The following is a 13444-nucleotide window of genomic DNA, read 5'->3' as shown; positions in this document are numbered from 1 at the left end:
AATCTTATCCCCCTACTCGTCCACACGCAACTCGTCACCGTGCCTGCCGTACCAGCAGACGTCACGCCAGACGCGGGGCGAGGTGTCGCCTTCGGTGCTGATGAGCATGACGCGGGAATCTGGGCCGAGCCCGAGGGATTCACGGAGCGGCGCGAGGGCGGGATTGCGCATGATGTGATCGAGCGCGCCGAGCGGTGCCGCGCCGGACTCGCCGGAGACGAGGGGGGTGTCGCCGCCACGTGCGGCGGCGTAGAGGCGCATCCCATTGGCGGCTACATAATCGGGGCAGGAAACATAGGCCGAGGCATAGTCGCGCAGGATGGGCCACCCCACGGTGCAGGGCTCGCCGCAGGCCAGCCCCGCCATCAGCGTGGAAAGATCGCCCGTGACATTATGCGGCTGACCATCCCCGGCAAGGGCGGAACGGTAAATGCAGTCGGCAGCGTGCGGCTCCACAATGATCGTCGTGGGGAGGGCATCGCCAAGTTCCGACGCCATGTAGCCGAGCACGCCGGACGCGAAGGAGCCGACTCCCGCCTGAAGGAAAAGATGCGTCGGAGGCTCAAGCTCTTCGGCGCGCCACTGGGCCAGCGCCTCCACGGCAAGCGCGGCATAGCCTTGGATGATCCATGTAGGGATGTCCTCATAGCCGTCCCACGCCGTGTCCTGCACCATGATCCAGCCGTTTTCGCAAGCCATCTTCCACGCGAGGCGCACCGCGTCGTCGTAATTGAGATCCGTGATGCCGGCTTCCGCGCCGTGGCTGCGGATATTCTCCAGCCGCGTCGGATCGGACCCCTTGGGCATGTAGATGACGGCCTTCTTGCCGAGCTGCTGCGCCGTCCACGCTACCGCCCTGCCGTGGTTGCCGTCCGTGGCGGATACGAAGGTAATGGGCCCGAGCCGCTCGCTCACGGCGGGGGAACAGAGATCGGCGGGCGTCAGATCGTCAATGGATTTTCCGAGCCGTTCCGCAAGGTAACGGCCCATCGCATAGGAAGCGCCAAGCACCTTGAAGGCATTGAGCCCGAAACGTTTCGATTCGTCCTTGGCCCGGATGTTCCCGAGGCCGAGCGTGGAGGCCAGATACGGCAGAGGGACGAGAGGCGTGGGCGCGTACTGCGCGAAACCGGCATGGAAACGCCGGGCGCGCCGGGCCTCGGCGGCATTCAGTATATCCAGGGAAGCGCCTGAGCCGGGACGCAGACGCTGTGCATTGATGTGGTAAAGCATGTTGTCCATTGCGAACCTCCTGATGCGGCGGCAGAGTGAGCGGGAAAAATCCGGGCACATCCCGGGATGATCCTTAACCCAAAGCAAGGATGGGGCCAACTTGGCCTTTTGCTATCACACCCATTTTCAAGCGGATCTTTCAGCATTCTCAGGCAGCGCCATTCCCGAAATGAGAATTATCCCGGATTGCGAACGCTTTTTTCTCATTACGAGAACAACATACCCTGCCGTTCCGCATGGGCGCAAAAAAACGCAGGCTCCGCGAACGAAGCCTGCGCCATATGAAGCCTTTTCAGGCTACCGGGCCTTATGCGGGAGGGAAACGTCCCCCCCTATCCGCCGCTAGTCGAGCGCCGGGGCCGTCTTCGGGTCCATCATGCTGAGATCCAGCGGGTAGAAGACCACCACGGTCTTGCGGTTCTGGAGGCCGAGCGCGCCGGGGTGCGTGTTCAGGCAGACCACGAGGTCCTTGGTGCCGTCGTTGTTCGGGTCAGCCAGCGCGAAGTCCACAACAGAGCCCTTGATGCGGCGGGTCTTCCACTGGAGGCCGAGGCCCACGCCGTCCCAGTACAGGGATTCGATTTCACCCTCGGGGAAGAAGCGGTAGTTCTCAAAGAACTGCGCGGACACCGAAATGGGCTTGTTGACCAGCAGCTCCCAAGAGCCATCCTGCTCCAGATCCGAAGGGATCATGCGCAACGGCACGAAATACTTGGACGGGATCAGGATGTTGTCTTTGCCCATGCCGGGCATCTGCGTCTGTTCGGCGATGCCGATGGCCGATCCGGAGAACTTCTCGTCCGTCTGGTTCAGCTGCGAACCTTTGTCCGAGAACACGCGGAGGCGTTCTTCATCGGTCAGCACCACAAGCTTTTCGGTTTCCTTGCCCGGCGTTCCGGGCAGCCATGCGAAGTTCAGGGCGTTCACGCCGCTCGGCAGATCCAGCTTCTTGCTCTGCACGAGGCTGTTGCCCTGCTTCATCATCTCATACACGCCGCCACGCGAGAAAATACGGGACGGGTCGCCCTTCTGGCCGATCAGCGTGGGCATGTAATCCGGAGGAATGCGAACCACATTCAGATAGTAGGGGAGGCGTTCCGCCACTTCGGTGAAGGTATTCCCCTTGAAGCTCAAGACCATAGAATACGGCTGCGTGTATTCTTCTTCGTAGGCCGTCAGGATGATCTCCTCAGCCCTGTCGCGGTTCAAATCGATGCTGCGGAGCGCAAGCGGCATCATGCGGGTGGGAATCTTGTATTCCCCAAGCTGCACGAGGCGCTCGTTCTGCCACTGGTACACGTAAAGGCGCTTTTCGCCGAGCACGACCACTTCGTTCTTGCCGTCGCCATTCACGTCGGCAACGATCATGCCCACGGACGCATAAGGAAGCGTCTGGCTGCGGTAACGCGTGCCGTCGCTGCCCTGATAGCGGAACTGCGGGTTCAGGTAGACCTGACTCTGCGTGGCGTCCTTCTGGACAAAGTTGGGGTTCGCCTGCCCGGCACTTGCAGCCGGAGCCGCCGCAACGACGCCGGAACCGCCGCGTCCGAAGACTTCGGCGTTGATGCTGTCGGAAACGCCCTGAAGGCTGGCGATGAGGTCATTGACACGGGTTTTCGCGCCCTTGCGCCATTCCTTGCCCGCCTTGTCACGGACACGGACGTCAAGGCTGGCGTTGTCGCCCATGACCGTCACGTCGCCCCAGATGACATAGTCGGCACCGGTGGCGGAAAGGGCCTTGGCGGCGCTTCCCGCGTCGCTCACGGCCCCGGCCTTGGCGAGCGCGGCGTCGGCAACGGGCTGGAAATGTCCCTGCCAGTACAGGCGGGAGTTCAGCATGGACGGGATGGCCTTTTCCAGATAGGTGAACCCGCTGGAACCGTTCACTTTAAAAGGCAGCACCGCGTAGCTGCGCACATCGGCGGCAAGGGCTTGCGCCACAAAAACCAGCATTGTACACAGCATCAGAGCCGTACGGAATATCAGATGCATTCGTAAACTCCTTGGAAGGATTCGCCGGTTCAGCCCGGTCGACTTTTTTTACCATACTATAGACTTCCCCGTCTCCGCAAGCGCAACGCCGGAAACGGAAAGCGCCAGAAACTCTTTATCGCGTTTTTTCTAAACAGGATAGTATGACCGACACCCCCGCCCTCCGCCGTTCTTTTCGCCTCGTCTGCAACCCGGGACAGATCCCGTCCGTCGAGGCGCTGCTTAGCGCACAAGGCTTCGTTTTCGAGCCGGAACCGTTTTCTCCGCTGGCAAGGCGGCTGCTCCAGGAGCCGTTCCCGCTCGGCCGGAGCCTCGCCGCCTTCTGGGGGTACATCTACATTCAGGACCGTTCATCCATGCTCCCGCCGCTGGCCCTCGCGCCCGGCGAAGGGGCCCGCGTGCTCGATATGTGCGCCAGCCCCGGCAGCAAGACGGGCCTGCTCGCGCAGCTTGTGGGCCGCGAGGGGCTGGTGCTCGGCAACGAACCGGCCCGCCCGCGCCTCGCGAACCTGCGCCGTAACCTCGCCGCGCTCAACCTCCTCCAAGCCGTGACCTGCTCATGGCCCGGCGAATCCCTGCCCCTGCCCGACGCCTCGTGGGACGCCGTCCTCCTCGATCCGCCCTGCTCCGGGTGGGGGACCACGGACAAGAACCCGCAGGCGATCAAGCGCTGGCAGGGCGACCGCCTCAAACCCATGCTGGATCTGCAGCGCAAGCTCCTGACGGAAGCGAGCCGCCTGCTGCGCCCCGGCGGAAAGCTCGTCTATTCAACCTGCACAACCAATGTGGACGAGAACGAGGGGCAAGTCCGTTTTGCCGTTGAAGAGCTCGGCCTTGAGCCTATCCCGCTGGAGCCATTCCCCGGCTTCGTTTTCGCCGCGCCGGAGCTCTCCGGCTGCGAAGGCACGCTCCGGGTGGACGAGGACGCCTCCAACGCGCAGGGCTTTTATATCGCCTTGCTGCGCAAACCCGGCGATTCCGCCGCCTTGCCCGGCCTCGCCCGGGGAACGGCGGCCTACCGCGCAATCCCTCCGGCCTTCCTTGCGGAGTTCGGGCTGTCGCCCGCCCTGCTCCCTCCCGGCGATCTGGCGGTGTTCGAGGATTCCCTCCACTTCCTGCCCGCCCCGGCGCTGGCGCATCTGCCCGCCGCCGTGCGCTGGCAGGGCATGGCTCTCGGCAAGGCGTCGGCACAGGGCCTCATCCCATCGGCGCGGCTCCGGGCTTTGCTTGATCCCGAACCTCAGCGCATTCCCCGCCTCGACGTCGACGACGTGCCCGTCCTCGAACGCCTGCTGCAAGGCGGAAGCCTTGATACGGGGTTGCCCGGCAAAGAGGCGTCCCTGTTCTGGCGCGGGCTTCCCCTCGGGCGTCTCCGACTCAAGGCCGGGCGCGCCGTGTGGAGCGACCGGTAAAAGCATATTTCAGGAATAGTAGTGTGTTGGGAAGGGGGAGGAGAAACTTTCTGGAGAAAGTTTCTCCTCCCCCTTCCCAAACCCTTCTCTTCAAAGACGTTCGTGTTTATTGAATCCCTGTTCGCGGCATTCCGTTTTCAATGCCCCTCCCCGCATCGCGGCTTCTCGTGTTTCCCGGCCTTGCAAAAAACCTGCGGGGTCCGCTAGTATGGGGCCTCAAGGAGTGCCCCATGCTGATAGAAATACGCCGCTTCGCAACGCTGCCCCCACACACGCCCGAAAACGACAGGCTGGACGTGGCCGAAGGAACCACGGCGGGCGAAGCCATGCACATCCTCAACATCCGATCCGCGGAAACCCTGATCCTCGTCAACGGGGTCCATGCCGGGCCGGATCGCATCCTGAACGACGGCGACAGGCTCGCCTTCGTCCCCGCCGCGGAGGCGGCCAACTCATGAATACCCCTTTGTCCTACTCCGTCACCCGCTGGAAAGACGGCGGGTGGCAGCACATCGACGACGCGGTCAGCCCAGAAGAACCCGTATACGTTTCGTGGTCCGGAAGCAGCTGCCGCCTGTGGGCGTGGCCCGACGACCTCGAACCGCTGTGTATCGGGCACGTCCTGCTCGATCGCCGGCATCTCGGCCCTGAAGCCGGCCCTTCGCCGTTCCGCATGTCCGGAAGCGTGCGCGCCGTATCCGTCCCGCCCGGCATCGACGCGAAACACGCCTTTGCCGTGGAACTCAAGCGCATGGAGAAAAAGGGGCACGATGAAACGCCCTCCATCGTCATGACGCCCGACGCCATCGTCAAACACATGGACGCCTTCCTGACATTGGAAGGCTCCTGCCCCCTGCTCTGGGAATCCACGGGCTGTTTCCACCGCGCGGGCATGTTCGATCCCAATACCGGAGCCTTCCTCCGCCTCGCCGAGGACATCGGGCGGCACAACTGCCTCGACCGGCTCGCGGGCTGGGCCTGCCTCAACGGCATTGATCCGGCGGAAACCGTGCTGTTCGTCTCGGCCCGCATCACATCCAGCCTCTACGCCAAGGCACGCCGGGCGGGTTTCTCGTTCCTCATCAGCCGCAGCGCCGTTACCTCCACGCCCGTGGAAATGGCCCGGCAGCAAAACAGGCTCCATCCCGCCCATCCCGTGACCGTCGTCGGCTTCTGCCGTCCCCGCGAGGAACGGCTCACGGTCTTTGCCGGAGAAGGCAGGATCGCATGATCGGCGTAGTGCTGGCCGGAGGGCGCTCCACCCGGCTCGGGCAGGACAAGGTACGCCTGCGCTTGCCCGGCGACGGGCGGGACATGCTGGCCCGCACCGCCGATCTCCTCGCCGCGTGCACGGACGGCGTGGTCATCTCGTGCCGGGCTCCCGATGCGGGCGAAGAAACCCTAGCCCTGCCGGGCATCCGTTCCATCCCCGACGCGGAACCCGGCCTCGGGCCGCTCGGCGGGGTATGGTCCGCACTCCGGGAACTCCGGCAACCGATCCTCGTGCTCTCGTGCGATCTGCCGTTCATGGACGTGCCCACGCTGCGCCGCCTCATCGACGCCCGCGGCGCCCGCCCCCCCGAAGCGCTCATGACGACGTTCCAGCAAGCGGAAACGGGATTCATCGAAGCGCTCGTCTCCATCTATGAACCGGCCTGCCTGCCCCTTTTCGAAGTGGCCCGCGCCCGCAACCTCCGGCAGCTCAACCTCGTGATCCCCGAAAAGCTGCACTCACGCGTCGTCTATACCCGGGCCGAGGCCCTGCCCTTCTTCAACATCAATTTCCCGGGCGAACTTGAGCAGGCCAGACGCATGGCCGAGGCCGCACGTGAACAAAGGCACAGCACGGCTTGCCACGCCAGCGAGGAGGGGATACGGTGAAGGCTTCTCCCCACCGCGCCGCCCCTTGCGGCGCACAACCACCGGACAGTTCCATGAACGCAATCCCACCCTTCGCCCATCTGTGCGAACCCGCCGCTTCGCTGGAAGACGGCCACGGCAGGACCGTCCGCTACATCCGCCTCTCTGTTACCGACCGCTGCAACCTGCGCTGCACCTACTGCCGCAGCGGCATGGAGACGTTCATTCCCCACGAATCCGTCTTGCGCTATGAGGAGATGGAACAGCTTGTGGACATGGCGATGGACATGGGCGTGGAAAAAGTCCGGCTGACGGGCGGCGAGCCCTTCGCGCGCAAAGGATTCGCCGATTTCCTCGAACGCCTGCGGGCCGCGCACCCCGCCCTCGACATCCGCGTGACCACCAACGGGACGCTGATCGGCCCCCATATCCAAACATTGAAAGCCATAGGCCTGAACGCGGTGAACCTGTCCCTCGACACGTTCGACAGGGACAAGTTCGAACAGATCACGGGCCGCGATCTGTTCGGCAAGGTCCGGGAAAACATGGACGCCCTTCTCGACGCGGGCATCCCCTTCAAGCTCAACGCGGTCGCCATGCGCGGCTTCAACGACGACGAGCTGCCCGCCTTTGTCGACTACGCCATGCACCACCCCATCGACGTGCGGTTCATCGAATTCATGCCGATGGGCGAAGGCACGCGCTGGTCGGACAGCTGTTTCTGGTCGGCCCCGGATATCCTTGACGCCGTCAAGGGGCTCGTCGCCGTCGTCCCCGTGGAGCAGGAGCAGCGCAATGGAGGCCCCGCCCGGCTCTATACGCTTTCAGGCCCGGACGGCCCCGGCCTCGGGCGCCTCGGCCTGATCTCTCCGCTTTCCAGCCATTTCTGCACGTCCTGTAACCGGCTTCGGATCACGTCCGACGGAGCGCTGAGGACATGCCTGTTCGACGACCGGGAATACCGGCTCCGCAATGCCCTGCGGCATCCCAAGCTCGGCATCGAAGCCGTCCGCCGCATCGTCACCCTCGCCACCCGAGACAAGCCCATTGGGGCGCGGCTCCTTGAGCGCCGCCACAACGCCGTGGCTCAGCGGCGCATGACCGCCATCGGCGGGTAGGGACGCTCTTGAGGAATTGGGGAGGGGGAGGAGAAACTTTCTGGGGAAAGTTTCTCCTCCCCCTCCCCAAACCCCACCCTCTCCTCTTCAAAGACTTTCGACTTTATCGAATCCCTGTTCGTAATCTTTCTTGGAGCCGCATTCCTTCAGAAGGAATGCGTATTTCAATGTTGAAAGGCTTCGGGCTGCATCGGCATTGAGACTGCACCCGGGAAAAGACGCCTTTTTCCGCTGGCCCCGTTCAAAAAACAGACCCCCCTCGTCAAACCCAAAGAACACATTTTTCCGCCACAGGAAAAACGGTCGAGTGGGATTCGATAAAGGGAAAATCTTGGAAGAAAGTAGGGGAAGGTTGGAGGGGGCGAGGGAAACGTGGGGGTGCTCCCCCCTTCTTCAGAACATTTCCCTCGCCCCCTCAAATCTTTAGAAATTCCGGTGGATTATTCCCTTCGCAGCAGCAAGGGGATAAGCCGCCAAAACGCAAAGAACAGCGCGATGAGGTTCGCGGTCCACGCGGCGAGGAACGGGTGCAGGATGCCGCGCTGCCCAAGCGTCGTGCCGAGGGTATACACCGCGAAGTACAGGAACGTGCACAGCAGCGCGACGGTTACGGCGATATAGATGTTGTCCTTCCACGAGACGATGGCCGTCGCCACGAAAGCCATGACCAGAATCGACGCCGCATAGGCCAGCTTGGCGTGCCACGCCGTGCGGAGCGCCTCCACGTTGGAACCGGAAGATTTCAACTGGCTGATGGCGTCCCCAAGCTGCCAGAGCGGCAACTGCTGGGGCTTCGTGCCCGTACTGACGAGCCGGAAGGTTTCGGGATCCTGCCTGAGCGGGAGGACGAAATCCGGCTCTTGCTCCTGCGTGAAGGTGTCGGGCGTGTAGACGTGCACATCCTGCAAGGCCCAGTGGCTGGGCTCGGCGGTGAACGTGGACGCCTGCACGATGCGCTTGATGCTCAGGCCGTCGTCGGACAGTTCATACCCGGAAAAGCCTGTGCCATGCGCCTGGGGATCAAGCGTGCCGAGCGAGACGATCCAGTCCCCGTCCGTAAACCAGACATCCTCAAGCACCGTTGCCGCGAGGTTCTTCTTGCGGACCTCTTCCTGCCAGATGCGGGCGGACTCGCGTTCCCCGGCAACGCCCAGATACTCGGAGAAACCAAGCTGGACGCCTCCCCAGAAAATGCCGCAAAGGATCATGGAGTTCGCCACCACGCCGAGGGAGATGCCCCCGGCCTGCAACGCCGTCAGCTCGCGGCTGCGAGCCATGATGCACAGTTGGATGACCGTGGACAGCAGGAAGATCACCGGCAGGATCTGCGAAATCACGAGCGGCATCTTCACGACGAAGTAGGTGAGCACCATGCCCACGGACAGCCCGGCCTCGATGAAGTTGTCGAGACGCTCGAACAGGTCCGTGAGCACATACAGGCCGATGCCGACGGCAAGGGTCGGCAGCAGGATCATCGCGTTGTTTTTGGTCAGATAGCGGAAAAGCAAGCTCATGACGTCCTCCGTGTCCGCAGGTTGCGGAAGAAGGTCGCCACATGCGGCGTTCGCTCATGCGCCGTCAGCCATAGCCCGTAGATGCCGAGGCATAGGAACAGGATGTTCGGGACCCATAACCCTATGGAGGGGGGGATGGCCCCGGACTCGCCCGTACTGAACCCAAGCGACATCAGGCTGTAATACACGAAGAACATGGCAAGGGCCAACATGAGCCCCGTCTGCCTGTGCAGCCCCTCAAAGGCCGAAGCCAGCGGCAACACGAAGAGGGTCAGGGCGATGCACGCCACCGGATAGGCCCAGCGCTTGTGGCGCTCCACCTCCAGCTTGTTGGCGTAGTTGGCGTCCACTTTAAGCGCTTCCTCCCGCGTGATGCTGGAGAGCTTGCTCCATGACATCTCGCGGGGCCGCACATCTCCGAGATCAAGACTCTTGAAGAGGGAATCCAGCGGCAGCCGCACTTTGTATTCGTCGAAGGCCAGCACCGAGGAACCCTTCTTATCCGTGGTGTAGATCTTGCCGTCCTCAAGCAGGAATACCAGCTCGCCGCGTTCGGTATCGGTATCGAAGCGCCCTTCCGGGGCGAGGATGGTCATGTGGCGCTCGGGGTGCGAACGGTCGTCCACCAGAACCTGCGACATATCCCCGTCACCGGGGTTCACCTGCCGGGCGAAAAGCACCAGATTGGGGAAGTCCGTATTGAAGACGCCGGGCTGCACCACGACACGGGCGCGGGTATTGGCGATTTCAAGGATCGTTTCCCGGAAATGCCCCATGCCCCACGCCAGCCAATGCAGGGATACCCAGAGCGTCAGCAACATGCAGATCACACTGAACAGGAGCGGCGCGGGAAGCATCTGATAGATGTTGATTCCCCCCGCACGCAGGGCGACCAGCTCGCGGTCCGTGCTCATGCGCAGGAAGGTCAGGAAGACGCTGAGCATACAGGCGATGGGAATCACCAGCATGAGGAACAGCGGGGTCATATAGCCGAACAGCAGAACGGTATCCAAGATGCCGAGATCCAGCCCCAGAAACAGTTCCCGCATCTGCACCGCCCGGCTGATGAGGATGAGCGTCAGCAGCACCCCCACGGCGAGAACGAACAGGTTGGCGATTTCTTTAAATATCTGTCTCTGAAGAAGCGAAGGCATCGGGCAACGTCCTGTAAGGATGCGAAGTTAGCGTTTGCACGGGGCGGAAGGCTCCTGTCCTTTTTCGGAAAAAAGGCGGGCAAGCTGAGCCGCGTCCAGCGGCGTCAGATTGAAGCGCATACCCGCTTCGTCAAGCAGGGAGGAAAGCGGCGCATCCGGGCGGCGGCAGCGTTCTTCCTGCACGTATTCCAAAGCGCGGCGGACCAGTTCGCCGTGTTCGATGAGCGTCATGTGACACCTCCGTGATTAGAACGCGGCGCTATCACCGGGCTTCATGGAGACCAGGCGGACATCTGGAGCCACGGAAGCGAGATGCGACGCAAAGGCCGAGGTGTCCTTCGCAAGGACCGGGAATGTCCCCCAGTGCATGGGGATCACGGCCTTGGGCTTGAGCAGACGCGCGGCATGGGCGGCCTGCAACCCGTCCATCGTGAAGAAGCCGCCCACGGGCAGCAGCGCCAGATCCAGCGGATACAGCGAGCCTATCAGCTCCATCGAAGAGAAGAGGCCGGTATCGCCCGCGTGATAGAAGGTAAAGCCGTCCGGCATGGTCACGACGTACCCTGCGGGGGCCCCGGATTCCGAAGTATGGAACGCCTGCGTCATGGTGACCCGGACACCCTTCACTTCGATGGTGCCCCCGATATTGAAGCCGATCCCGGCGGGAATGCTGGCTTGCGGCATCCCGGCGTCGATCAGGCGTTCGGCCGTACCGACGATGCAGCCGCAGGTTGCGCCGCTGCTTTTGCAGATCGCCACGGCGTCACCCGTATGATCGCCGTGATCATGGGTGACGAGCACCAAATCCGGCTTCCCGGCCTCATTCCACGTCACGGGGCAGGAAGGGTTATGCGTGAAGAAGGGATCTATGAAAACAGTCACGTCGCCGCAAGAAACCTTAAAATTGGAATGACCGTACCAAGTAACGGAAACGCTCATGGAATACTCCTTAAGATAAAGAAAAAGAAGGGGAAGCGTAACAAACGGATGGACACAAAAACACGGCTCCGACACCAAACGAGCCGCAGCACGCTCCCGGTACCGGAGCATACAGCTTGACAGGACGCGGCACAAGAGCTAGCTTCCCAACTCTGTAGTGTCCCCTTCCGGGGAAACTCCGCGCCCGTAGCTCAGTCGGATAGAGCGTTAGCCTCCGGAGCTAAAGGCCGTGCGTTCGAATCGCGCCGGGCGCACCAGAATGGAATCAAGGACTTGGATGTAAAAATCTGAGTCCTTTTTTCATGTAAGAAAACATATCCAACCCTATATTCAACTTACTTGCTGCAAGTAAGAGACCTGATAGTATTTAAGCTTATCCTTCTAAAGGATGTTTGATACGAAGATTACCATAACCGGATACAGGCTGCGCGACATCACGAACAGCGCAATCCCCCTATCTCGTCTCCTATATTCTCCCGCTCTGGAAACCTACAAAGATATTGTCGACTGTTAATCCGTATTCTTAAGAAAGTATATGTGATGCCCTTGCAGGCTGTTTATAACGCCATTGCAATGGATAGAAAAAAAATGATACGCAAACAAGCTAAACAATTCACCAGGAAGAAAACAGGGTAAAGCACCATTAAGATGGTACTATAAGCATTTCTACAAAAAAAACATGATATTATATATTTGACACCATACTGCCTTTCGGGGTAATTTTTCAATTAAATGGGTAGTTATCTACGTAATTACTATGAAATCAAGGACAAGACACATGCTGTATCCGGTTATTCTCTGCGGCGGGAGTGGAACACGACTCTGGCCTCTTTCCCGTGATATGTATCCCAAACAGTTTGTCGATCTCGGCAACGGCCGTACCTTGTTCGGGGATACAATCCGCCGAGCGTCATCATTGCCTGAATTAGGAGAACCGTTGGTTGTCTGTAATGAAAACCACCGCTTCTACGTGAGTGCGGAACTTTTGGCTTGCTCCATTCAAGGACATATTCTTCTGGAACCCGCACCTCGCAATACCGCTCCGGCCATTGCTCTGGCGGCTTTTGCAGCGCAGGCACTGACGGATGGAGAAGATCCTCTACTGCTGGTTCTGCCATCAGATCATCTACTTCAGGATGCAAAAGCCTTTTCTGATGGAGTCACTAAGGCTGTCGCTCTTGCCCGGGAAGGCTTTATTGTCACCTTCGGTATTACCCCCAATAGCCCAAAGACAGGATTTGGATACATCAAACAGGGTGACGTATTAGGGATAGAAGGCTTTAAAGTAGCTCGTTTCGTGGAAAAGCCCGATGAAGCCACGGCTTCAGCCATGCTCATGGACGGTGGTTACTCGTGGAACAGCGGTATGTTTCTCTTCAGAGCCTCTGTGTATCTACGTGAGCTGCAAAACTTTGCCCCCGAAATGTACACGCAATGTCACAAGGCATGGGAACAGCACCAAAAAGAAGGCGCTTTCATTTCTCCTGGGAAAGACGCATTTATTAATTCTCCCGCAGACTCCATCGACTATGCCGTTATGGAGCACACAAGACTGGCGGCGGTATGTCCTCTCGCAACAAACTGGAACGATCTCGGTTCATGGGAAGCGTTCTATCAGGTTGGGAGAAAAGACGATGATGGGAATGTCTGTACAGGCGATATTGTGCAGGAAAACGCACACAACTGCTATCTGCACGGTACCCATCGGCTCATTGCCGCAATCGATGTTCATGATCTCGCCATTATAGAGACACAAGATTCCATTTTGGTAGCCCCACGTGCTTCCGTACAAAGTGTAAAACACATCGTCGCACGCCTCAAGGAAGCAGGACGGCCTGAACACAAGCTCCACCCCTTTGTTTATCGCCCGTGGGGGAGTTATGAATCGCTTGCCACGGGGCCTCGTTTTCAGGTAAAGCGCATCACGGTCAATCCCGGCGCGCAACTTTCCCTTCAGATGCACTACCACCGCGCTGAACACTGGGTCGTCGTTAGCGGTACGGCTGAGATTACCAACGGGGACGATGTGCGCCTGTATACAGAAAACCAATCTACCTACATTCCGCTCGGCACAGTGCATAGGCTGAAGAATCCCGGTAGTATTCCCCTTGTTATCATCGAAATTCAGTCCGGAGCCTACCTTGGTGAGGATGATATCGTCCGTTTCGAGGACGCCTATGGACGCAACACCGAAAGAAAACAGGGCTGAAGTCGGCCTAGTA

12 protein-coding genes and 1 tRNA gene are annotated in these 13444 nt (G+C 60.4%); 7 read left to right on the top strand and 6 right to left on the bottom strand.

What is annotated here, in order from left to right; all coding sequences use genetic code 11:
- Positions 1-12: 12 nt before the first annotated feature.
- Entirely contained in the window at positions 13-1242 is a 1230-nt protein-coding gene (gene dpaL, locus HMPREF0178_RS09140) for a diaminopropionate ammonia-lyase (protein ID WP_009380359.1), read from the bottom strand.
- A 333-nt stretch (positions 1243-1575) separates the two neighbouring features.
- Positions 1576-3225: a VCBS repeat-containing protein gene (locus tag HMPREF0178_RS09135; protein WP_009380357.1), complete on the bottom strand. Its 1650-nt coding sequence runs from the start codon at positions 3223-3225 to the stop codon at positions 1576-1578.
- A 143-nt stretch (positions 3226-3368) separates the two neighbouring features.
- On the opposite strand from HMPREF0178_RS09135, the gene HMPREF0178_RS09130 reads away from it, so the two are divergent.
- The 5 genes from HMPREF0178_RS09130 to moaA all read left to right on the top strand — a co-directional run bounded on the left by HMPREF0178_RS09130 (position 3369) and on the right by moaA (position 7615).
- Positions 3369-4637: an RsmB/NOP family class I SAM-dependent RNA methyltransferase gene (locus tag HMPREF0178_RS09130; RefSeq protein ID WP_009380354.1), complete on the top strand. Its 1269-nt coding sequence runs from the start codon at positions 3369-3371 to the stop codon at positions 4635-4637.
- 230 nt (positions 4638-4867) lie between these two features.
- Positions 4868-5095, top strand: a complete 228-nt coding sequence (locus tag HMPREF0178_RS09125; RefSeq protein WP_005028259.1) for a MoaD/ThiS family protein — start codon at positions 4868-4870, stop codon at positions 5093-5095.
- The gene (locus HMPREF0178_RS09120; RefSeq protein ID WP_009380350.1) at positions 5092-5868 is read left to right on the top strand and encodes a formate dehydrogenase accessory sulfurtransferase FdhD; all 777 of its coding nucleotides are present in this window, start codon (positions 5092-5094) and stop codon (positions 5866-5868) included. The genes HMPREF0178_RS09125 and HMPREF0178_RS09120 overlap by 4 nt, the downstream gene beginning before the upstream one ends.
- Positions 5865-6518: a molybdenum cofactor guanylyltransferase gene (locus HMPREF0178_RS09115; protein ID WP_009380348.1), complete on the top strand. Its 654-nt coding sequence runs from the start codon at positions 5865-5867 to the stop codon at positions 6516-6518. The genes HMPREF0178_RS09120 and HMPREF0178_RS09115 overlap by 4 nt, the downstream gene beginning before the upstream one ends.
- Positions 6519-6571: 53 nt before the next feature.
- Positions 6572-7615: a GTP 3',8-cyclase MoaA gene (gene moaA, locus HMPREF0178_RS09110; RefSeq protein WP_347866176.1), complete on the top strand. Its 1044-nt coding sequence runs from the start codon at positions 6572-6574 to the stop codon at positions 7613-7615.
- A 440-nt stretch (positions 7616-8055) separates the two neighbouring features.
- Here the strand turns inward: moaA and HMPREF0178_RS09100 are convergent, their stop codons facing one another.
- Genes HMPREF0178_RS09100 through HMPREF0178_RS09085 form a run of 4 tightly spaced genes read right to left on the bottom strand, consistent with a single transcriptional unit; the run spans position 8056 to position 11222 of the window.
- Positions 8056-9129 (bottom strand): LptF/LptG family permease, encoded by a 1074-nt coding sequence (locus tag HMPREF0178_RS09100; RefSeq protein ID WP_009380345.1) that lies wholly within the window; start codon positions 9127-9129, stop codon positions 8056-8058.
- Positions 9126-10283, bottom strand: coding sequence for an LPS export ABC transporter permease LptF (lptF, locus tag HMPREF0178_RS09095; protein WP_009380343.1), 1158 nt, complete (start codon positions 10281-10283; stop codon positions 9126-9128). Before lptF ends, HMPREF0178_RS09100 begins: the two co-directional genes overlap by 4 nt.
- A gap of 27 nt (positions 10284-10310) precedes the next feature.
- A complete protein-coding gene (locus HMPREF0178_RS09090) occupies positions 10311-10514 on the bottom strand; it encodes a hypothetical protein (protein ID WP_009380341.1) in 204 nt (67 codons plus the stop codon).
- Positions 10515-10529: 15 nt separating this feature from the next.
- Entirely contained in the window at positions 10530-11222 is a 693-nt protein-coding gene (locus HMPREF0178_RS09085; protein WP_005028251.1) for a metal-dependent hydrolase, read from the bottom strand.
- A gap of 180 nt (positions 11223-11402) precedes the next feature.
- On the opposite strand from HMPREF0178_RS09085, the gene HMPREF0178_RS09080 reads away from it, so the two are divergent.
- Positions 11403-11479: transfer RNA gene (locus HMPREF0178_RS09080), tRNA-Arg, on the top strand.
- 521 nt (positions 11480-12000) lie between these two features.
- Complete coding sequence (locus HMPREF0178_RS09075; RefSeq protein WP_009380339.1) at positions 12001-13431, top strand: mannose-1-phosphate guanylyltransferase/mannose-6-phosphate isomerase; 1431 nt, start codon at positions 12001-12003, stop codon at positions 13429-13431.
- Positions 13432-13444 lie beyond the last annotated feature (13 nt).

The organism is Bilophila sp. 4_1_30 (assembly GCF_000224655.1).
GTDB classification, from domain to species: domain Bacteria; phylum Desulfobacterota; class Desulfovibrionia; order Desulfovibrionales; family Desulfovibrionaceae; genus Bilophila; species Bilophila wadsworthia.
This window is presented reverse-complemented; position numbering and strand designations above follow the sequence as displayed.

Excerpts from the sequence above, each read along its gene's own strand:
- HMPREF0178_RS09125 (WP_005028259.1), top strand. The coding sequence starts at position 4,868 with ATGCTGATAGAAATACGCCGCTTCGCAACGCTGCCCCCACACACGCCC.
- HMPREF0178_RS09115 (WP_009380348.1), top strand. The coding sequence starts at position 5,865 with ATGATCGGCGTAGTGCTGGCCGGAGGGCGCTCCACCCGGCTCGGGCAG.
- lptF (WP_009380343.1), bottom strand. The coding sequence starts at position 10,283 with ATGCCTTCGCTTCTTCAGAGACAGATATTTAAAGAAATCGCCAACCTG.
- HMPREF0178_RS09090 (WP_009380341.1), bottom strand. The coding sequence starts at position 10,514 with ATGACGCTCATCGAACACGGCGAACTGGTCCGCCGCGCTTTGGAATAC.
- HMPREF0178_RS09100 (WP_009380345.1), bottom strand. The coding sequence starts at position 9,129 with ATGAGCTTGCTTTTCCGCTATCTGACCAAAAACAACGCGATGATCCTG.
- moaA (WP_347866176.1), top strand. The coding sequence starts at position 6,572 with ATGAACGCAATCCCACCCTTCGCCCATCTGTGCGAACCCGCCGCTTCG.
- HMPREF0178_RS09135 (WP_009380357.1), bottom strand. The coding sequence starts at position 3,225 with ATGCATCTGATATTCCGTACGGCTCTGATGCTGTGTACAATGCTGGTT.
- HMPREF0178_RS09085 (WP_005028251.1), bottom strand. The coding sequence starts at position 11,222 with ATGAGCGTTTCCGTTACTTGGTACGGTCATTCCAATTTTAAGGTTTCT.
- HMPREF0178_RS09075 (WP_009380339.1), top strand. The coding sequence starts at position 12,001 with ATGCTGTATCCGGTTATTCTCTGCGGCGGGAGTGGAACACGACTCTGG.
- HMPREF0178_RS09130 (WP_009380354.1), top strand. The coding sequence starts at position 3,369 with ATGACCGACACCCCCGCCCTCCGCCGTTCTTTTCGCCTCGTCTGCAAC.
- HMPREF0178_RS09120 (WP_009380350.1), top strand. The coding sequence starts at position 5,092 with ATGAATACCCCTTTGTCCTACTCCGTCACCCGCTGGAAAGACGGCGGG.
- dpaL (WP_009380359.1), bottom strand. The coding sequence starts at position 1,242 with ATGGACAACATGCTTTACCACATCAATGCACAGCGTCTGCGTCCCGGC.